This is a genomic window from Nocardia sp. CA-084685, from assembly GCF_050955785.1.
Lineage (GTDB): Bacteria > Actinomycetota > Actinomycetes > Mycobacteriales > Mycobacteriaceae > Nocardia.
In genome coordinates, this window is sequence record NZ_CP192094.1 from 1461770 (window position 1) to 1483472 (window position 21703).

At 67.6% G+C, this 21703-nt stretch carries 3 protein-coding genes, 1 tRNA gene and 1 pseudogene; 4 read left to right on the plus strand and 1 reads right to left on the minus strand.

All coding sequences use genetic code 11. The annotated features are described in order from the left end of the window. The first annotated feature begins 7 nt into the window (after nt 1-7). Nucleotides 8-727: a hypothetical protein gene (locus ACQP2U_RS06475; protein WP_433713831.1), complete on the plus strand. Its 720-nt coding sequence runs from the start codon at nt 8-10 to the stop codon at nt 725-727. A gap of 1 nt (nt 728) precedes the next feature. Here the strand turns inward: ACQP2U_RS06475 and ACQP2U_RS06480 are convergent, their stop codons facing one another. Continuing rightward, on the minus strand, nt 729-1142 hold the full coding sequence (locus ACQP2U_RS06480) for a VOC family protein (RefSeq protein WP_397035149.1): 414 nt from the start codon (nt 1140-1142) through the stop codon (nt 729-731). Nucleotides 1143-1243: 101 nt separating this feature from the next. On the opposite strand from ACQP2U_RS06480, the gene ACQP2U_RS06485 reads away from it, so the two are divergent. From ACQP2U_RS06485 to ACQP2U_RS06495, 3 genes and pseudogenes are all read left to right on the plus strand, one after another. Then, nucleotides 1244-1317: transfer RNA gene (locus ACQP2U_RS06485), tRNA-Met, on the plus strand. A 934-nt stretch (nt 1318-2251) separates the two neighbouring features. After that, nucleotides 2252-16111 (plus strand): annotated as a pseudogene (locus ACQP2U_RS06490) (type I polyketide synthase); the annotation flags it as partial. Beyond that, nucleotides 16108-21651 carry an SDR family NAD(P)-dependent oxidoreductase gene (locus ACQP2U_RS06495; protein ID WP_433713832.1) on the plus strand — a complete coding sequence of 1848 codons (5544 nt, stop codon included), beginning with the start codon at nt 16108-16110 and terminating at the stop codon, nt 21649-21651. The pseudogene ACQP2U_RS06490 and the gene ACQP2U_RS06495, both read left to right, overlap by 4 nt. The last annotated feature ends 52 nt before the right edge of the window (nt 21652-21703 follow it).

Below are 21703 nucleotides of genomic sequence, written 5' to 3' on the forward strand. Positions count from 1 at the left end.
TCACCCCATGATCGATTTGCGTAACGCGCGATGGGCAGTGGCGATGGCGGCCGGGGCGGTGCTCGTCGCGGGCTGTGGCAGCAGCAAGGACCACTCGTCGGATCACTCGAATTCCGCGGCGCCCACCACACCCCGCGACCAGTTGGTGCTGAGCCAAGAGGAATTCCCCGCGGGCACAAAGAAACTCGACCTGCCACCGGAGCAGCTGCAGTCCACAGTCGGCGACCTCACCGCGACCCAGCAGAACGCCACCTTCACACCGGCGGAATGTGGTTCCACCCAGCAGGATCTCGGCGCGGCGACCAAAGAACTGCTCGCGCAATCATCCATCTCCGCGGCGACCGGTAAGTCGGGGCAAATCTTTGTCGAATTCGTTTCCGGGCGGACCGGCGATCTGCAACGGATTGCCGAGGGCAACAAGCGCTGCGGTTCGGTCGAGGTGGTCGCGACCTACGATGGCCATCAGGTCACCGCGAGCGAGCGCGTTACGGATCAGGCTGTGCCGCAGGAACTGAAGGGCGCGAACGCGATCGCCTACCACGCGACCAGCACCGCGAAAACCGACGCCAGCGACAAGCCGCTGACCCAGAACGCATACCTCGGTTACGCCGAAGTTCGCGGTGTTACGGTCGCGGTTCGCGTTGCCGCGCTGGATGATTCGCTCGACCAGGCGGCCTTCGATCAATTCTTCGTCGCCGCTGTGCAGAAGGTGCTGAAGGCGGCCTAGCCTACTTGCGGACGATCAGTTCCAACGCGATATTGTCCGGATCCCGGAACTCGAGGATATAGCTGAACCCGATGTCCTTGATATCTTCGTGCGCGACCCCGCAGGCGTCGAGATGCGCTGCGGCCGCTTCCAATTCGGCCAGTGAGTTCAGCGGGAAGGCGAGATGATCGAGCCCCACCCGGTTTTCGTCGAAGCTATCGGTGCCAACCGGCCGCAACCCGATCATCCCGTGCTCCATCCGATAGATCACCCCGCCGAACAGGAACCCGAGCTGCTCCCGCGTCGCCTCGTCCGCATCGGCGGGCACCTCCAGCGCAACCGGCCATCCGAACACCTTTTCGTAGAACGCCCGCGACCGATCGATATCGCAAACCGTCAGTCGCACATGGGCAATGGCACTAGTGGCAATCGGCATACCACCATGCTCGCATCTACTTCCGATTACCCGCCGGTTATCGGCTCCCACCAGCGGTTTAGGTAACCACCCGCCCCATGCTGTAGCGTTATCCCTACCGACGCGGGGTGGAGCAGCTCGGTAGCTCGCTGGGCTCATAACCCAGAGGTCGCAGGTTCAAATCCTGTCCCCGCTACAAAGGGAAATGGCCCGGAACACATTGTTCCGGGCCATTTTTCGTTTCCGCCTCCGAGTAAGGGCTCGCGTGGACATCGTCCAGTCGATAATCCGCACCGCTGACCAGTGCGGCGTGGTGCATCCAGGCGGCACATGTCCACTTGGGCGGTGGTGCCAGCAAATCCTGGGTTGTTCAACCTTGGATTTGTTTTTCGATTCAGTAGACAGCATCTTGGGCAAAGGTCTTGGTCCGTGTGGCAAACGATCCGCACGCGGAGTGGCTGGACTTCCCATGTTTGGAAAATTCTCTCCGACGAGGTCTGCTATTTCTGGTGTAGCGACGCCATGAGGAGACCAATGCTTTACACCGCACAATCCCGCCGGGGCCGACTGGTGATCACCGCCTCGATCGAGCCGGTGGCTCGTCCCCGGTCGCGGTAACCATTGGGAAGCTACTGGCCGGTTGACAAGGTCAAGAGCGCCAAATTACTGTTCAGTACGATGAATCGTGTTCTACTGGTCGAAAATCTCAGGGATCATTGCGCTGATCCACATCGCTGTCGCGTAGGCGCTATGCATGCACCTCGCGGCAGATATTTCGGGCACAACGCGTTCTTATGTGCGCCCAGGTCTTCCGGTGTGCTCACGTAGCGCTTCAGTCGTCGGCATTATTTGCCAATAATTTGCTCTAACCTGCCCGGCGGCACACCATGTCCAGCCTGGCCTAGCCTGCGCCATCTCCTCGCCGGCCCAAGTCGCTTGCGGAAGACGCTCCGCATCTCCAAGGCTCTTCGCTGAGCCTCGACCGCGTCGACACCGTTATGTCCGGAGCAGGAATCGCCTGATTCCTTTGCTGCAGACAACAAACACACTCGTCCAGGTTTCAGGGCGGGTCCCAGCTGCCTTGGGAAGGATGTTCAGAGGTGACCGGATCGGCGTTCGAGGTCGCTATCGTCGGCATGTCCTGCAGACTGCCGGGGGCGGCCGATCTCGACAGTTACTGGCAGCTGCTCAGCGAGGGGCGCACCACGATCGGCGCAGCTCCCCAGGGGCGGGAGAGCATCACCGAGCGCGCGGGATTCATCGATACCGTAGGGGAGTTCGACGCGGACTTCTTCGGGGTCTCGCCCAACGAGGCGCGGGCGATCGATCCGCAACAGCTGCTGGCACTCGAGCTGAGCTGGGAGGCACTCGAGGACGCGGGCTTGGCCGCCACGGCGCGCGATCCCCGGCGGTGCGGTGTGTTCCTCGGCAGTACCGGAAGTGATTTCGCCGAAATCCTGGCCTCCCGAGGCGGCCCAGGTGTCAGCCGCCACTCCCTATGGGGTGTCGGACGCGGCATCATCGCGAACCGCATCTCGAACTACTTCGGTTTCAGCGGCCCGAGCATGCTGGTCGACAGCGCTCAGGCATCCTCGCTGGTCGCTGTGCATCTGGCCTGTGCGAGCCTGCGTAGCGGTGAGAGCGACGTTGCCCTGGCCGGCGGCCTGAACCTGATCCTGTCGCCGAGCAGTGGTGAGCGTATCGAGCAGTTCGGCGCGCAGTCGGCGCTCGGTGCCTGCTACACCTTCGACGCGCGGGCCGACGGGTTCGTGCGCGGCGAGGGTGGCGGCATGGTTGTACTGAAACCCTTGGCGCGGGCGGTCGCCGATGGCGACCGGATCCATGCCGTCATCCGTGGCAGTGCGGTCAACACCGGCAACGAACGTCGAGTATTGACCGCCCCGAGCCGGGACGCACAGGCGGCGGCGATCCATTCCGCGCTGACCGCGGCCGGTGTCGAGGCGAGGTCGGTGCAGTACATCGAATTGCACGGCACCGGAACACCCGCCGGTGATCCGGTGGAAGCCGCCGCGCTCGGCGAAACCTACGGCGAGAATCGGGCCCAGGATGCGCCACTGGCCGTCGGATCGGTCAAAACGAATATCGGGCATCTGGAAGGTGCGTCCGGTATCGCGGGTCTCATCAAGACCGTGCTCTCGCTGACCCACCGGAAACTGGTTCCCAGCCTGAACTTCGAGAGGCCGAATCCACGGATTCCATTCGAGGACTTGGGTTTACGAGTAGTGACGGGCACAGAGAATTGGCCCGTGGCCACCGTGCGCATGGCAGGTGTGTCCTCGTTCGGTATGGGAGGTTCCAATGCCCACGTGATCGTGGAGGAGGCGCCTGCCGTCGGATCCACCGCGTCCACGGTGGACCTTGCGGCCGGTGCGGTGCCGTGGGTGGTATCGGCCCGTAGCGAGGAAGGTGTGCGGGCGCAAGCAGCCAGACTGCGGGAGTGGCTGCTGCGCCATCCGGAACCGGATGTGGCTGATGTGGCCTACTCGCTGCTGGCCACGCGAGCCCAGATGGAGTGGCGCGGCAGCGTCGTCGGGCGGGATCGAGGCGAGCTGCTGGCAGGCTTGGCAGCCCTGGCCGACGCGACCGCGTCCGGCGTGGCGATCGAGCCGACAACCGAGCGGGCTGGGCAGCGGCGGATCGCTTTCGTCTTCCCGGGACAGGGCAGTCAGTGGGAGGGCATGGCGCTGGGCCTGCTCGATTCGGGTGGGGCGTTCGCGGAGTCGATCGCGGAATGTGAGGCGGCACTTGCTCCGTACGTGGACTGGTCACTGACGGCGGTGCTGCGTCGCGAAAGTGACGCGCCCCCGCTGGATCGCGTCGATGTCGTGCAGCCGGTGCTGTTCGCGGTGATGGTTTCACTGGCCCGGATGTGGCGCGCGGCCGGGGTGGAACCGGACGTGGTGATCGGCCATTCCCAGGGCGAGATCGCCGCCGCCTACATCGCCGGTGGACTTTCGCTGTCCGATGCGGCGCGTGTGGTGGCGCTCCGGTCGCGGGCGGTCGCCGAAGAGCTGGCCGGACAGGGCGGCATGGCCTCGATCGGACTCGGCGCGGATGTGGTCCGGGAACGATTGTCGGCATATGGGGATCGGCTGTCGCTGGCAGCGGTGAACGGGCCGGCGCAAAGTGTGATCGCCGGTGACGTCCCGGCGATGGCGGAATTTCTCGCCGCCTGCGCCCGCGACGGTGTGTGGGCCCGTCGGATTCCGGTGGATTACGCGTCACATTCGACAGCGGTCGAGCTGCTCCGTGATCGGTTGCTCGTGGAGTTGGAGCCGATCCGCCCGCAATCCGGGTCGGTCCCGTTCTTTTCCACCGTATTCGCCGATCGGTTGGATACGGCGGAACTGGACGCCGAATACTGGTATCGGTCGTTGCGGGAACCGGTTCGATTCGCCGATGCCGTTACGGCGCTCATCGCGGACGGTATCAACGGATTCATCGAGGCGAGTCCGCATCCGGTGCTCACGATGGGGATCGGTGTCACCGCCGAGGCTGCCGGGGCAGCCGAGAGCGTATCCGTTGTCGGGTCGCTGCGGCGTGGTGCCGGCGGACCGGAACGGTTCTTGGCATCGCTGGCGCAAGCCCATTGCGCCGGTGTGCAGGTGGATCCACGTGCGCTGGTCTCCGGTGGGGCGCGGGTCGACCTGCCGCCATATGCGTTCCAGCGCCGTAACTTCTGGGCGGATGCGCCGGTCACTGTCGGTGGCGGCACGCGTGTCACCGATGTCGTCGCGGCGGGCGACGATCACATTTCCGAGGGACCCGTTTCCGATAGCGGTGTACCGGCCGGAGCGGGGGACGACAGCGCGCTGGCGCGCACGCTGCTGGCCACCCCCGAATACCAACGCGACACAGTGGTTCTCGACATTGTTCGTGCGCATGCCGCTGCCGTACTGGGCCACGAGTCGGCCCCGTCGATTCACCCCGAGCTGCCGTTCACCGAGTTCGGCTTCGACTCCGTCAGCGGAGTGGAGCTGCGGAACCGGCTGATACGGGCCACCGGTGTGCCGCTGCCGAAGACGCTCATCTTCGACCATCCGACCGCGGGTGCGGTCGCGGCGCTGCTACGGGCGCAGGTTACGGGAACCGATCGCGGGCAGGGACGGATAGCGCGGCGCGCTGAGCCCGCCCGCCCCGCCGGCCGACCATCCCCGATATCGGACGAACCGATCGCGATCGTTGGCATGAGCGCCCGGTTCCCGGGCGGTGTGCGGTGCGCCGAGGACCTGTGGGACCTGGTCGCGGCGGGCCAGGACGCGATCGGCGAATTCCCTGCCGACCGCGGTTGGGACCTGGACCGGCTGTTCGACCCCGACCCCGACAAACCGGGCAAGGTTTACACGCGCCATGGCGGATTCCTCAGCAGTGCAGGCGATTTCGATCCTGGTTTTTTCGGCATCAGCCCTCGCGAGGCATTGGCGATGGATCCGCAGCAGCGGCTGCTGCTCGAAACAGCATGGGAGGCCCTGGAAGACGCGGGCATCGATCCGGTGTCGTTGCGGGGCAGCGACACCGGCGTCTTCGCTGGCGCCTGCACCTCGGGGTACTCCGGGCGGGTGACCGGTGATCTCGAGGGATTCCGGCTCACCGGCACATCGCACAGCGTCATCTCGGGCCGCGTCGCGTACGCGTTCGGCCTGGAAGGGCCGGCGGTAACGGTGGATACCGCGTGCTCGTCGTCGCTGGTGGCAGTGCACCTGGCGTGCCAGGCGCTGCGCCAGGGCGACAGCTCGCTGGTGCTCGCCGGCGGTGTGACCGTCGCGGCCAGCCCGTATCTGTACGTGGATTTCTCCCGCCAGCGCGGTCTGGCACCGGACGGCCGCTGCAAGGCGTTCTCGGCCGCCGCCGACGGTGTGGCGTGGTCGGAGGGTGCGGGTGTTCTGGTACTGGAACGACTTTCGGATGCCCAGCGGCTCGGCCACAATATCCTGGCCGTCGTACGCGGTAGTGCGGTGAACCAAGACGGCGCGAGCAACGGTTTGACCGCACCGAATGGTCCGTCGCAGGAGCGGGTGATCGCGCAGGCCCTCGCGAATGCGGGGATCTCCGCGGTGGACGTGGACGCCGTAGAGGCGCACGGGACCGGCACGACGCTGGGTGATCCGATCGAAGCACAGGCCTTGATCGCCGCCTACGGACAGGATCGCGGCGATCGGGAACCGTTGCGCATCGGCTCCTTGAAATCGAATATCGGCCATGCCGTGGCCGCCGCCGGTGTGGCCGGTGTGATCAAGATGGTGCAGGCGATGCGGCACGAGCGGCTGCCGCGGACGCTGCACGCTGAAACGCCGACGCCGCACGTGGATTGGGCTGCGGGCGCGGTGCGCCTGCTGACCGACGCCGAACCGTGGGCCGCGGGCGATCGAGTGCGCCGGGCCGGTGTGTCGTCGTTCGGGATCAGCGGCACCAACGCGCATGTGATCCTCGAAGAAGCACCAGCCACACTGCTCGCGGCCGCCGAGGGCGGCAACGAAGACGATGCGGATCGGCAGTCGAATACGCCGGTCACCCCACTGCTGGTGTCGGCCAAGGACGAGGCAGGTCTGCGCGCGCAGGCCGCCCGGCTGCGTACCTGGTTGTCGCAGCGGCCGGAGATCGACGTCGCGGATGCGGCTTATTCGCTTGCGACGTCACGGGCGCAGTTGGATTCGCGCAGTGTGGTTCTCGGCCGCGACCGCGACGAGCTGCTCGAGCGGCTGGCGAACCTCGCCGAATCCGGGACTGACGCCGGTGTCGTCACCGGCGTCATCGACTCGGGGACGACGGCATTCTTGTTCACCGGTCAGGGTGCGCAGCGGATCGGTATGGGCGCGGGCCTGTATGAGGCGTTCCCGGTATTCGCGGACGCCTTGGATTCGGTATGCGCCCAGTTCGATCCGGTGTTGGAGTGCTCGCTCGTAGACATCATGTTCGGTCGTACCGGTGCCGCGGTTCTGGATCGGACCGAGTTCACCCAGCCCGCGTTGTTCGCGTTCGAGGTGGCGCTGTACCGCTTGCTGGAATCCTTCGGCGTCACCCCGGATGTGTTGATCGGGCATTCGATCGGAGAAGTCGCGGCCGCGTATCTCGCGGGCCTGTGGTCGCTCGAGGACGCGTGCCGGTTGGTGGCGGCGCGCGGCCGTCTCATGGGTGCGTTGCCCGAAGGCGGCGCGATGCTGGCGGTCGCAGCGTCCGAATCCGAGGTGAACGAGGTTGTCGCTCGATACCCCGACCGTGTGTCGGTCGCGGCGGTGAACGCACCCGAGGCCCTGGTGATTTCAGGTGACGAGGACGCGGTCGCCGAGATCGAGGCCAGCTTCGCCGAGCGTGGCCGCAAGACGTCGCGGCTGCGGGTCAGCCACGCTTTCCACTCGCATCGGATGGAGCCGATTCTGGCCGAATTCGATTCTATCGCAAAGGATTTGACGTACCGCCGACTGCGCCTACCGGTGGTGTCGAATGTGTCGGGTCGGCTGGCCGGGGACGAGGTGCTCGAACCTGCCTACTGGGTTCGGCAAGTGCGGGCCGCGGTGCGATTCGCGCCGGGTATCGAGACATTGATCGCCACGGGTGTGCGTCGATTCCTGGAAGTCGGGCCCGACGCGGTGTTGGCGGCGATGACCCGGCAGACCCTTCCAGAGGGCGTGCCGTCGGTGGTGGCCGCGGCCGCGCGTCGGGATCACGATGAACCCCAGCAATTCCTGACGATGCTGGCGCACGCGCACACGTCCGGGGCGAGCGTGGATTGGACGCCACTGTTGCGTCGCCCGGCGGTGCGACGAGTTCCTCTGCCCACCTACGCCTTCCAGCACCAGCGATTCTGGTTGCCACCGCGTGCCCAAGGCGCCGCCGATACCGTCGGCCATCCGCTGCTCACCGCTGTGGTGCCGGTGGCCGGTAAGGACGAGTTCGTTTTCACCGGCCGGTTCTCGCTGTCGACCGACCCATGGGTCGCCGACCATATGACCTACGGCACCGTGGTGCTGCCGAGCGCGACCCTCGTCGAGTTCCTGCTCGTCGCGGGCGGCAGGATCAATTGCGGCGTCCTGGAGGAGCTGACCCTGGAAGCTCCGATCCTGCCGTCGGAGGACGACGAGGTGGAACTCCAGGTATCGGTGCAGGAGCCGGACCGCACCGGGCGCCGGGCGTTCACCTTCTACTTCCGTAAGGCAGGCCGCCGAGCGGGTGAATGGGTGCGCAACGCCAGCGGCGTACTGGCCCCCTCCTGGGACGGCGACGACGCTCTGCTGGACCGGCTGCGGGACGAGGCGTGGCCGCCTGCCGACGCCGAAACTCTTGACACCTCCTGGATTCCCGAGCGGATCGCCAAGGAATCCGGGCTCGAATACGGTCCGGCGTTCATCGGTGTCGAGGCCGCATGGCAGCGGGATGGGATCGTCTTCTCCGAGATCACCCTGGATACCGCTGCCGCCTCCGAACCGGAGCGGTTCGATCTGCATCCCGCCCTGCTCGACCTGGTGATGCACGCCGGGCTGGCCGGGCTCATCTGGCGCGATCAGGCCAGCGATCCGAACACCGGCCGGTTGCTGTTCCGCTGGGGCGGGGCGCGACTGCACCAGCCGCTGGTCAAGGCGACGACGCTGCGGGTCATCGCCGTGGCGAGCGGCCCGGAGACGGTCTCCGTTGCGACCGTTGACGATTCGGGACGGCCCGTGGTCTCCGTCGATGCGGTCGTCATGCGGCCCTACGACGTGAAACAGATGCGCGCCACACTGGCCGGGGATGACGCCGACCTCTACGAGATCCAGTGGACGCCTGCGCCGACGACGACACCGAGTGTGTCCGCCGACCGGCTGGCCGTACTCGGTTCCGCGCCGGTCGCCGGAATCGACACCTACTATTCGACCCCGTCGGAACTTGCTGCGGCACAAGTTATTCCGGATGTCGTGAGCTGGCATCCCGAGGTCACTGCCGCAGCCGACGATCCTGCGGCCGTTCGCGGCCACCTGGAAAGTGTGCTGGCGACGGTGCAGGCCTGGCTGGCCGAAGAGCGTCTGGCCGACACTCGGCTGGTTGTGGTGACGGCCAACGGTGCCGCGCTGCCTGGCGCGGCACCGGATCTCGCCGCGGCAGCCGTTTGGGGGCTGATGCGCAGCGCCCAATCCGAATATCCGGGCCGGTTCATCCTCGTCGACGACGACCCGTCGGCCGCGCCCATGGCTCACCCGACGCTGGTCGGCGCGGTGATCGCGGCAGACGAGCCGCAGGCCGCCGTACGCGACGGAGCATTGCTCGTGCCGCGACTGGCGAAAGCGCGAGCCGAGCACGAGGCCGAGCCGGGACGGGCCCACTCCTCGCCCGACCGCAACCCCTCGTCGAGTCGCCATGCGACGCCGTCGTTCGGTGCCGGTACGGTACTGATCACCGGCGGCACAGGTGGCCTCGGCGCACTCGTGGCTCGACATCTGGTCGCCGCACACGGAGTCCGCCGTTTGCTGCTGGTCTCCAGGCGTGGCGAAACTGCCGATGGCGCGACGGAACTGGTGTCCGAGCTGTCGGAAGCCGGTGCTGCTGTCAGGGTGGCGGCCTGCGATGTAGGCGATCGAGAAGCGCTGCGTTCGCTGCTGGATTCGATCGAATCCGATCATCGGCTCACCGGTGTCGTCCATGCGGCAGGTGTCCTCGATGACGGCACCCTCGCCGGCCTGACCGCCGAGCAACTGCGGCGAGTGTTCGGCTCGAAAGCCACCGCCGCATGGCACCTGCACGAGCTCACTCGCGACCGCGACCTGTCGGCCTTCGTGCTGTTCTCGTCCATCGCGGCAACGATCGGATCGCCCGGACAGGGTAACTACGCGGCAGCCAACGCATTCCTCGACGCGCTGGCGCACCGTCGCCGAGCCGAAGGGCTGTCCGCGATTTCGCTGGCATGGGGGCCCTGGAATTCCGTCGCCGGTATGACCGGTGGCTTGGACCGCAGCGCCGCCGCCCGCTGGGAGAGGCTCGGTCTGCACCCCCTCGGCAACGACGAAGGTCTCCGCCTGTTCGACGCTGCCACCGGCCGCGCCGCAGCGCACCTGGCGGTGATCGGATTCGACCCGGCGCAGCTGCGGCGCGAAGCGCGCAACGGTGCGGTGCCGACGGTGTTCCGCGGTTTCCTGCCCCGCGCCACGGACCGGACCGGGGTCACGTCGAGTTCACTGGGCACACGACTGAGCCGGGTACCACAGGCCCGACGCGCCGAGGTGGTGCTCGACCTGGTCCGGGAGCACGCGGCGGCCGTGCTCGGCCACGGTTCCGCCGAAGACATCAGCCCCGACGAGCGATTCGACGCACTGGGATTCGACTCACTCGGCGGCGTCGAATTCCGCAACCGGCTCTCGAAGGCCACCGGAGTCCAGCTGCCGTCCACTCTGGTCTTCGACCACCCCACCGCCGCGGCGGTGGCCACCCTCTTGCACTCCAAGATCGAGGGAACAGAATCCGGTCCACGGACCGCACGGGTGTCGCGCCGCGTCCGCGTGGATGAGCCCATCGCGATCGTCGGCATGAGCTGCCGCTTCCCCGGCGGCGTCCGCACTCCGGAGCAGTTGTGGGATCTGGTGCGCTCAGGGACCGATGCCACCACCGAATTCCCCAATGATCGTGGCTGGGATATCGAGCAGCTGATCGATCCGGATCCGGATAAGCCCGGCACGGTCTACAGCCGCGGTGGCGGCTTCCTCGACGACGCCGGTGATTTCGACGCGGGTTTCTTCGGAATCAGCCCGCGCGAGGCCTTGGCGATGGATCCGCAGCAGCGGTTGCTGCTGGAAGCAGCATGGGAGGCACTGGAGGAATCCGGAGTCGACCCGACTACGTTGCGCGGCAGCGACACCGGTGTGTTCGCGGGCGCATGCGCCTCCGGATATGTCGATCGCGTCACCGGCGACCTGGAAGGCTTCCGGCTGACCGGCACCACCCCCAGCGTCGTATCCGGGCGCGTGGCATACGTTTTCGGCCTCGAAGGACCAGCGGTCACGATCGATACCGCATGCTCGTCCTCGCTGGTGGCGATGCATCTGGCGTGCCAGGCATTGCGTCAGGGGGAAACCTCGCTGGCACTGGCCGGTGGCGTCACGGTAGCCGCAACCCCTTATCTCTCAGTGGATTTCGCGCGGCAACGGGGCCTGTCGCCGGATGGCCGATGCAAGGCGTTCTCCGCCGCGGCCGACGGTGTGGCCTTCGCCGAGGGCGTGGGCGTACTGGTCCTGGAGCGGCTGTCGGACGCGCAGCGTCTCGGGCATGACATCCTGGCCGTCATCCGGGGTAGCGCGGTGAATCAGGACGGTGCGAGCAATGGTCTGACGGCGCCGAACGGTCCGTCGCAGGAGCGAGTAATCGCGCAGGCCCTCGCGAATGCCGGGCTCACGCCCGCCGACGTGGATGCGGTGGAAGCGCACGGAACCGGCACTCCCCTGGGGGATCCCATCGAAGCCAACGCGTTGATCGCCGCATACGGGCAGGATCGTGGGGATCGGGAGCCGTTGCGCATCGGATCGATTAAATCGAATATCGGTCACACCGTCGCGGCCGCCGGTGTCGGTGGCGTGATCAAGATGGTGCAGGCGTTGCGTCACGAAGCCTTGCCCCCGACCTTGCACGCGGAAACGCCGTCCCCGCATGTGGATTGGTCCACCGGCGCGGTGCGCCTGCTGACCGAGCCGGAACCGTGGCTTGCGGGGGAAACGGTTCGCCGAGCCGGTGTGTCCTCCTTCGGGGTCAGCGGCACCAACGCGCACGTGATCATCGAGGAAGCGCCCGCCACGCAGCCTGTCGTTTCGCCACCGGCGACCGACCACCCACACCCGGCGGTGCCGTGGCTGGTGTCGGCCAAGAGTGAGACCGCCCTGCGGGCACAGGCGGCGAAACTGCAGCAGTGGCTGATCGATCACCCTGACGCCGATCCGGCGGATGTGGCGTATTCCCTCGCGACGACACGTGCGCAGCACGAGTGGCGGGCAGCGGTCCTCGGCTCTGATCGCGACGAACTGCTGGCGCGGCTGGCGAAGCTGGCCGCGGGTTCCACCTCGGCCGGAGTGGTTTCCGGCACGGTGGCCTCCGGGAAGACCGCGTTCCTGTTCACCGGTCAGGGCGCGCAGCGGGTTGGTATGGGCGCCGGCCTGTCCGAGGCCTTCCCGGTATTCGCCGCAGCGCTGGACGAGGTGTGCGCCCGGTTCGATCCACTGCTCGGATGTTCCTTGAAGCAAGCGATGTTCACCGGACACCTGATCGACGATCAGGGAGTCACCTCTAGCGACTGCTTGTCAGGTCGCACGGAAGGGTCAGCGGACACCGGGCTGCTGGATCGGACACGACTGACCCAGCCCGCGCTGTTCGCGTTCGAAGTGGCGCTGTATCGGCTGCTGGAGTCGTTCGGACTCCTCCCGGACATGGTGATCGGGCACTCGATCGGTGAACTGGCCGCGGCGTATGTGGCCGGTGTGTGGTCACTGGAAGATGCCTGCGAGCTGGTCGCGGCACGAGGGCGGCTGATGGATGCGCTGCCGGCGGGCGGCGCGATGCTCGCGGTCGCCGCGTCCGAGACCGAAATCAGCGCGGAGATCGCCGGATTCACTGATCGGGTGGCGGTGGCAGCGATGAATGCGCCTGCGGCCGTGGTGGTCTCGGGTGACGAGGACGCCATCGACGCGATCGATCGGCAGTTCACCGAGCGGGGTCGCAAGACGAGCCGACTGCGGGTATCGCATGCGTTCCATTCCCCTCGGATGGAGCCCATGCTGGCCGAGTTCGCGACCGTGGCGGCGGGAGTGACGTGCAACGCCCCGCGGATTCCATTGGTGTCGAACGTCTCCGGCCGGATCGCGGGCGAGGAGATCCTGGATCCGGGGTACTGGGTGTCGCAGGTGCGCGCCGCAGTGCGTTTCGCGCCCGGTGTCGAGACGCTGGTGGCGTCGGGCGTGCGCCGGTTCGTCGAAGTCGGACCCGACGCGGTGCTGGCGGCGATGACGCGGCACACGCTTCCCGCGGATGTCGAGGCTCGATCAGTGGTCGCGCCGGCGGCCCGCCGGGACCACGACGAGGTCGAGCAGTTCCAGACGATGCTCGGCCAGGTTCACATCGCCGGGCTGGCTGTGGACTGGAATCGGCTGTTCGCCGACCGCCGGATGACGCGAGTCGGCTTGCCCACCTATGCCTTCGACCATCGGCGGTACTGGCTCGAGCCAACCCACGGCGAGTCCCGGACCGCCACCTCGGAACATCCGCTGCTCACCGACGTGGTTCGAGTGGCCGACCGCGACGAGTGGCTGTTCACGGGGCGGCTTTCGCTGCGCACTCATCCATGGATCGCCGACCACACCACCTACGGTGTTGTGCTCGTCCCGAGTGCCGCGCTGATGGAGATGCTGCTGGTCGCAGGTCCGCGGATCGGATGCGGCGCCGTGGAGGAGCTCACACTCGAGGCGCCGATCCTTCCGCCGGCGGATGGCGATGTCGAACTCCAGGTACTGGTGCGTGAATCCGATCCCGCGGGACGTCGATCGTTCACGTTCCACTACCGCCGCACCGGCGACGCGGCCGACAGCGAGTGGACGCGCAACGCCAGTGGCGTGCTGAGCAGCCGAAAGCTGAGCGACATCGGACTGATGGATATGTTGCGGAACGCGCCGTGGCCGCCCATCGACGCCGAACCGGTGGATACCGACTGGATTCCGGCCCAGGTGGCGCGTGCCGCCGGACTGGAATACGGTGCTTCGTTCATCGGCGTCGACGCCGCATGGCGCAACGGTGACACGGTTTTCTCCGAGGTCACCCTGAACCAGGAATTCCCGGCCGACCGGTTCCAACTGCATCCGGCGCTGTTCGACATGGTGATGCATGCGGGAATCGCCTGTTTGATCTGGCCCGACCACAAGGGCAATCCCGCCGAGGGCAAACTCTTGTTCCGTTGGGGCGGAACGCAAATCCACACCACGTCCACGGTCAGGACGTTGCGGGTGATGGCCATCCGGCGTAGCGGTGAGGCGATCACCGTCGTGGCCGTCGACCAGGACGGAAGTCCCGTGGTCACCATCGACGAAGCGGTCATGCGTTCCTACGACGTCCAGCAGTTCCGCGCCACGTTGCCGGGTGGACGCGCGGCACGGTACGGGTTGCGCTGGGCGACGGTGGAGATGCCCGAAGGACACACCCCGACCGGCAGCGCAGCCGTGCTCGGAGCTGCGAACGTGGACGGAATCGACGAGCGGTACCCGGATCTGACCACGCTCGCCTCGGCTTCGACCGTTCCGGACGTCATAGTGTGGTCCGAAGCCGCCGCACTGCACGGTGATTCGAAGCAATCCGCGCGCGATCGGGTCAATGCCGCCTTGCGCACGGTACGAGACTGGTTGGCCGACGAGCGATTCGCACGGTCACGGCTGGTTGTGCTGACCAGCCGTGCGGCAGCCCTGCCCGATGAGACGCCGGATACCGCATCGGCTGCGGTATGGGGGCTGATACGTAGCGCTCAGACCGAATACCCGGATCGGATCGTGCTGCTCGACGCGGAAGAATCCGTTGGTGCACAGCACATTTCGGCCGATTCGATCCGAGCCGTGCTCGCGACCGGGCAGCCGCAGGTTGCGGTGCGGGGCGACAACATGCTGATACCGAGACTGGAGGCACTGACCTCAGGAGATGTCACAGAACAAGTGTCATTCGGGTCCGGAACCGTTCTGATCACCGGCGGGACCGGAGGATTGGGCGCGCTGTTGGCCCGGCACCTGGTCGCGACGCACGGTGTGCGGCGACTACTGCTGGTTTCCCGCCGTGGCGAGCGTGCGGACGGTGCAACGGAACTCGTGGCGGAACTGTCCCGATCCGGCGCCGAGGTGCGGATCGCCACCTGCGATGTCACCGACCGCGACGCGCTTCGAGATCTGCTGTCGGGCCTGCCTGGGGAGCACCCGCTCACCGGTGTCGTCCACACGGCAGGTGTGCTCGCCGACGGCACGTTCCACACGCTCACCGATGACCAGGTCGATCGGGTGTTCGCTCCCAAAGCCGATGCGGCGTGGCATCTGCACGAGCTCACCCGGAACATGAATCTGTCGGCGTTCGTGATGTTCTCGTCGATCGCCGGAATGATCGGTTCGGCCGGGCAAGCGAATTACGCTGCGGCGAATAGCTTCCTGGACGCCCTCGCGATGCAACGCCGCGCCGCGGGACTACCGGCACTCGCACTCGCCTGGGGGCCGTGGCAGCAGGACATCGGCATGACCGGCGCGCTGGATCGCACCGCCATGAGTCGGTTGGAGCGACTGGGCCTGGCTCCGCTGGACCGCACCGACGGACTGCGGTTGTTCGATGAATCGCTGACTACGGCCGAACCCGTGTCAGCGCAGTTGCATCTGGATACCGACAAACTGCGCCTGGAAGCGCATACCGGTCCCATTCCGGTGGTGCTGCGCGGATTCGTTCGCGCACGCGGCCGCTCGGCCCCGACATCAAGCGGTGAACTGTCGCTCGGGGAGCGTCTGCACGGTGTGGCGGACGCGAATCGACGTGGGGTCGTCCTGGATCTGACGCGGGAACACGTGGCGGCGGTGCTGGGTTACGGGTCGGCCGACGACATCGGACCCGATCGCGTCTTCAGCGAACTCGGCTTCGATTCCCTCGGCGGAGTCGAATTCCGGAACCGGCTCTCGAAGGCGACTGGGCTGTCGCTGCCCTCGACCTTGGTCTTCGACTACCCGACCGCGGGCGATGTCGCCGACTACCTGCTGGCGCAGACCGCGGTCACAGCGCCTGCGCAACCGACATCGGCGGTGCCCGACGACATCGCGCGGCTCGAGGCGCTGCTCGAGCGGATCATCGCCGGCGGCACCGACAACGACGAGACCGTCGCCGGATTGCGGGGCGTCAACGAGCGCATCCGCACCTACCTGGCGGGAACGTGGTCGGACGGTGAGTTCGGTGATCTCGAATTCCGTTCCGACAGTGAGCTTTTGGATCTGATTGACGAGGAGTTCGGTCCAGCATGACCAATCCCGGCACCAGCAACGAGGAACGGCTCAGCCGGTATCTGCGCAAGCTCACCGGAGACCTCCGCGCCGCCAAGAAGCACATCCAGCACCTGGAGGACCGTGCCGGCGAACCGATCGCGATCGTCGGCATGAGCTGTCGGTATCCGGGCGGTGTCGAAACTCCGGCGCAGCTGTGGGATCTGGTCGCTTCCGGCGCCGACGCCGTCGGCCCCTTTCCAGTCGACCGGGGCTGGGACCTGAAGCGGCTGTTCGACACCGATCCGGACGCGCCCGGGACCGTCTACACCCGCGAAGGCGGATTCCTGGACGCGGCGGGCGATTTCGACGCCGGCTTCTTCGGGATCGGCCCGAGTGCGGCCCTGGCGATGGATCCGCAGCAGCGGCTGTTCCTGGAAACGGCCTGGGAGGCACTGGAGGACGCCGGCATCGATCCGGTGACGCTGCGCGGCAGCGACACCAGCGTGTTCGCCGGCGTGATCCACCAGGACTACGGCCCGCGCGTGGGTTCACCCGGCCTCACCGCCGAGGCGGAAGGCCACGCCTACCTGGGTGTTTCGAACAGCGTCCTGTCCGGCCGCGTGGCCTTCACCTTCGGCTTCAAGGGCCCGGCGCTGTCGGTGGATACCGCGTGCTCGTCGTCGCTGGTCGCCCTGCACCTGGCCTGCCACGCGCTGCGACAGGGAGACACCTCGCTGGCACTGGTCGGTGGCGTCACCGTGATGTCGGATCCGGCCCTGCTGATCGCGTTCGGCCGGCAGCATGCGCTGTCCCCGGACGCGCGGTGCAAGGCCTTCGCGGCGGCGGCGAACGGGACGGGATTCTCCGAGGGCCTCGGCATGCTCGCGATCGAGCGGCTGTCCGATGCGCGCAGGCACGGCCACCGGGTGCTCGCGGTCATCCGCGGCAGCGCGGTCAACCAGGACGGCGCCAGCAACCGGCTGACCGCGCCGAACGGTCCGTCGCAGGAGAAGGTAATCGCGCAGGCGCTCGCCAATGCCGGTCTCGCGCCGGCCGACGTCGATGTGGTCGAAGCGCACGGCACCGGTACCACCCTCGGCGACCCGATCGAGGCGCGGGCGCTGATCGCCGCCTACGGACGCGATCGCGTCGGAGAGCCGCTGCGGATCGGCTCGCTCAAGTCGAACATCGGCCACACCTCCGCCGCGGCCGGTGTCGGCGGCGTGATCAAGATGGTGCAGGCGATGCGGCACGACATGCTGCCAGCGACATTGCACGTCGATGCGCCGACTCCGCAGGTGGATTGGTCCGCTGGCTCGGTGCGGCTGCTCACCACGGCGGAACCCTGGCCCGCGGGGGAGCGAGTCCGGCGCGCCGGTGTGTCCTCCTTCGGCGCCAGTGGCACCAACGCGCACGTGATTCTGGAGGAAGCCCCTGCTCTCGAAGCGGCTTCGACCGAGCCGGCGGACGAGGAACCCGATCAGGGTGCGAAAGCCTTGGCGGCCGGCGTCTCCATCTGGCTGCTCTCGGCGAAGACCGAGGACGGCCTACGCGCGCAGGCGGCCAAGCTGCGGCAGTTCGCGATCGAGCACCCCGACGTGGCGGTCGACGATATCGGCTATTCACTCCTGACCACTCGCGCCCGCTTGGACTGGAGGGGCGCGGTGGTCGGCGGCGATCGCGACACACTGCTGGCCGGACTGGCGGCGCTCGCCGAGCACGGCTCGGCGTGCACGGCCGCCGGCGTGACGGCGGCACAGGCGATGTCGCGCGCGACCGCCTTCTTGTGCACCGGGCAGGGCGCACAGCGGGCCGGCATGGGACGTGAACTCTACGAAGCGTTTCCGGTGTTCGTCGCGGCGCTGGACGAGATGTGTGAACAGTTCGATCCACTGCTGGGCGTTTCGCTGCGGCAGGTGATGTTCACCGGCGGCGGGCCGGACAATGCCGGCCTGCTGGATCGAACGGATTTCACCCAGCCCGCCCTGTTCGCCTACGAGGTCGCGCTATGCCGGCTCCTCGATTCGTTCGGTGTCACACCGGATTACCTGATCGGGCATTCGATCGGCGAGTTGGCCGCCGCGTACCTCGCTGGTGTCTGGACGCTTCCGGACGCGTGTCGGCTGGTCGCGGCGCGGGGCCGCCTGATGGGCCGGCTGCCCGAAGGGGGGGTGATGCTGGCCGTCGCGGCGAGCGAACACGAAGTCTCCGAGGCACTCGCCGGCCAGGCCGACCGGGTGTCCCTCGCTGCGGTGAATGCGCCGCAGGCCGTGGTGGTGTCCGGTGACGAGGACGCGGTGGCGGCGATCGAGCAGCAGTTCGCCGACCGCGGGCGCAAGACCTCGCGGCTGCGGGTATCGCACGCGTTCCATTCCCACCAGATGGACCCGATGCTGGCCGAATTCACCACTGTCGCAAGGGATGTCAGTTACCGCCGCCCGCAGCTGCCGCTGGTGTCGAACCTGTCCGGGCGGATCGCCGGCGACGAAGTGCTCGACCCGGCCTACTGGGTCAGGCAGGTGCGGTCGGCCGTGCGTTTCGCGCCCGGGATCGAGTCGCTGGCGGCCGCCGGAGTGCGCCGATTCCTCGAGGTCGGTCCGGACGCCGTCCTGGCGGCCATGACCCGGCAGAGCCTGCCGGAGGACATCGAATCGCAGTCATCGGTGATCGCCGGAGCCCGCCGCGGGCACGGCGAGGTCGAGCAGTTCGTGACCGGTCTGGCGCGGGCGCACGCGGCCGGTGCCGACGTCGACTGGCGGGCGTTCTTCGCCGCCCGCCCGGTCTCGCGAGTGTCGTTGCCCACCTACGCCTTCCAGCGTCGCCGCTACTGGCTCGAGACCACACCGGGTATCGTCGGCGCCGATTCCCTGGGGCTGCGGCTGGTGGCTCACCCCATGCTGGACGCGGCCGTGCCGATGGCTGCCGGTGGTGTCGTACTGACCGGGCAGCTGTCTGCGCTGTCGCAGCCGTGGCTGGCCGACCACGTCATCGGCGGGGTCATGTTGCTGCCCGGGACCGGGTTCGTGGAGTTGGCGTTGCGTGCCGGTCGTGAAGCCGGGTGCCCGGTCATCGAGGAGTTGATGCTGCAGGCGCCGCTGATGTTCCCCCCGTCGGGCGGGGTGCGGATTCAGGTCGTCGTCGGCGGACCCGAGCCGGAGTCGGCGCAGCGGTCGCTATCGATCTATTCCCGCGGCGCACACGACCACGACGGCCAGTGGGAACTGCACGCACATGGCCTGCTGACCAGCCGAGACGACACCGCGATGCCCGAGCCGCAGGCCTGGCCGCCGGCTGCGGCCACCGCTGTCGAGATCGACTACACGAAGTTCCTGACGCGCGGTTACGACCTGGGACCGGCCTTCCAAGGTGTGCGGGCGCTGTGGCGCCGCGGCGAAGAGGTGTTCGCCGAGATCGCCGTCGACGCGGACACCGGCGTGCACGGTGTGGGATTCGGGATTCATCCGGCACTGCTGGATGCGACCCTGCAGTCGGGACTGCTGGCCGGCGTGCAGGAGATCCCGCCGGGTCAGGTCGTCTTGCCGTTCGCGTGGCAGTCGGTGGCACTGTATGCGGCCGAGGCATCGGTGCTGCGGGTGCGGCTGACCGCGACCCGTTCGTCGGTGTCGGTGTCGATGACCGATGGGCACGGACAACCGGTGCTGTCGGGCGAGATGACGACCCGTCCGATGCCGGTGGCGCAGCTGGCCGCGACCGCCGCGGGTGCGGGCGGTGCGGCCGCTGCGGTCCTGGAACTGGTGTGGTCGCCGACCGAATCCGAGTCCCCGGTGGCGGATTCGGAAGTGGGCCGGTGGGATCGGCTGGGTCCGGAGTCGCCGGTGCCCCCGCTGGTCGTGGTCGAGGCCGGGTCCGGCTGGACCGATCACACCGGCGCCGATGTGGTGAGCACGACCCACGCCGAGGTCGCCCGGATGCTCGAGGTGGTGCAGGCGTGGCTGGGGCAGGACCGGTTCGCGTCGAGCCGGCTGGTGGTCGCGACGCGTGGCGCGGTCGCCCTGCCCGGTGAGGATGTCACCGACTTCGCCGGTGCCGCGGTGTGGGGTTTGGTGCGGAGTGCGCAGTCGGAGGATCCGGGCCGAATCCACTTGGTCGACACCGACACTCGTATCGACGAGCGGCTCGGGGCGGCGGCCGCGGCCGAACCACAGGTGGTGGTGCGCGCCGGTGTCGCCCACACCGCTCGACTCGGCCGACCCACCGTGGTGTCACCTACGACCAGCGGCGAAGCGTCCATCTTCGGCACGGGAACGGTGCTGATCACCGGTGGCACCGGTGGTTTGGGTGCGGTGGTCGCCCGGCACGTGGTCGTCGAGCACGGGGTGCGGTCGTTGCTGCTGGTCAGCCGCCGTGGCCCGCAAGCCGACGGTGTCGCAGCTCTGTCCGGCGAGTTGGAGCAACTGGGCGCGCAGGTTCGGGTGGTGGCGTGTGATGTCACCGATCCCGGCGCGGTGAGCCGCTTGGTGGCCGACGTGTCCGAGCCGTGGCCGTTGACCGGGGTGATCCATGCCGCGGGCGTCCTCGACGACGGGGTCATCGCGGCGTTGACCGCGTCCCGGGTGGATGCGGTGCTGGCGCCGAAGGCCGACGCCGCCTGGTATCTGCACGAGGCGACCGCGGATCTGAATCTGGCCGCGTTCGTGGTGTTCTCGTCGTTGTCGGGCACGGTCGGCGGCCCCGGGCAGGCCAACTACGCGGCGGCGAACACCTTCGTCGACGGTCTGGTGGCCCACCGGCGAGCACGAGGGCTGGCCGGTCGGTCACTGGCCTGGGGTCCGTGGGCACGCTCCAGCGGCATGACCGGACACCTGAGTGATGCCGATGCGGCCCGGACGATGCGCGCCGGATTCACCGCGTTGTCGGACGAGCAGGCCTTGGCCGCATGGGATTCGGTGCTCGAAACGGGTCCGGGCCACGCGGTGATCGCCGGCGTGGACACCACCGCGATCCGCGCCCAGGCCGATGCCGGACTGCTGCCACCCCTGCTGCGGGAGCTGGTACCACCGGCGCCCACCCGTCCGGCGGCGACCTCGATGGTGATATCCGGTCTGCGGCAACGGCTTGCCGGCCTGGATGCCGATCGGCAGCGGCAGGTCGTGCTCGATGCGGTCCGTGCGCACGTGACGGCCGTGCTCGGCCGGGACGCCGTGTCCGCGCTCGATGCCGACCGCAGCACCTTCCAGGACCTGGGATTCGATTCATTGGGTGCGGTCGAGTTGCGCAACCGGGTCAAAGCCGATACCGGCCTGGCGCTGGCGGCCACCGTGGTTTTCGACTACCCCACACCCGCCGCGCTGGCCGAGTATCTCCGCGAACAACTCTCGGACGGCCCCGGGGAAAAGCCCGTTCGTTCGATCGACGCGGTATTCGAGGATTTGGAATCCGCCCTCGCGACCGGAAATCGGGGCGAGGAGGAAATCGGCCGGATCGTGGCTCGGTTGCAGTCCATTGCGACCAGTTGGGCAGCTCGAATCGACACCGCTGGTGTCCATCGCGACGACGATGTGGCAAACGCCGACGAAGCAGAGCTTTTCGCGATTCTCGACAGCGAACTAGAAGCCTGAGCACTGAATTCCTCGAGCTTGGCTCGAGTTCGGAAGGATTGCGGGAACTTAG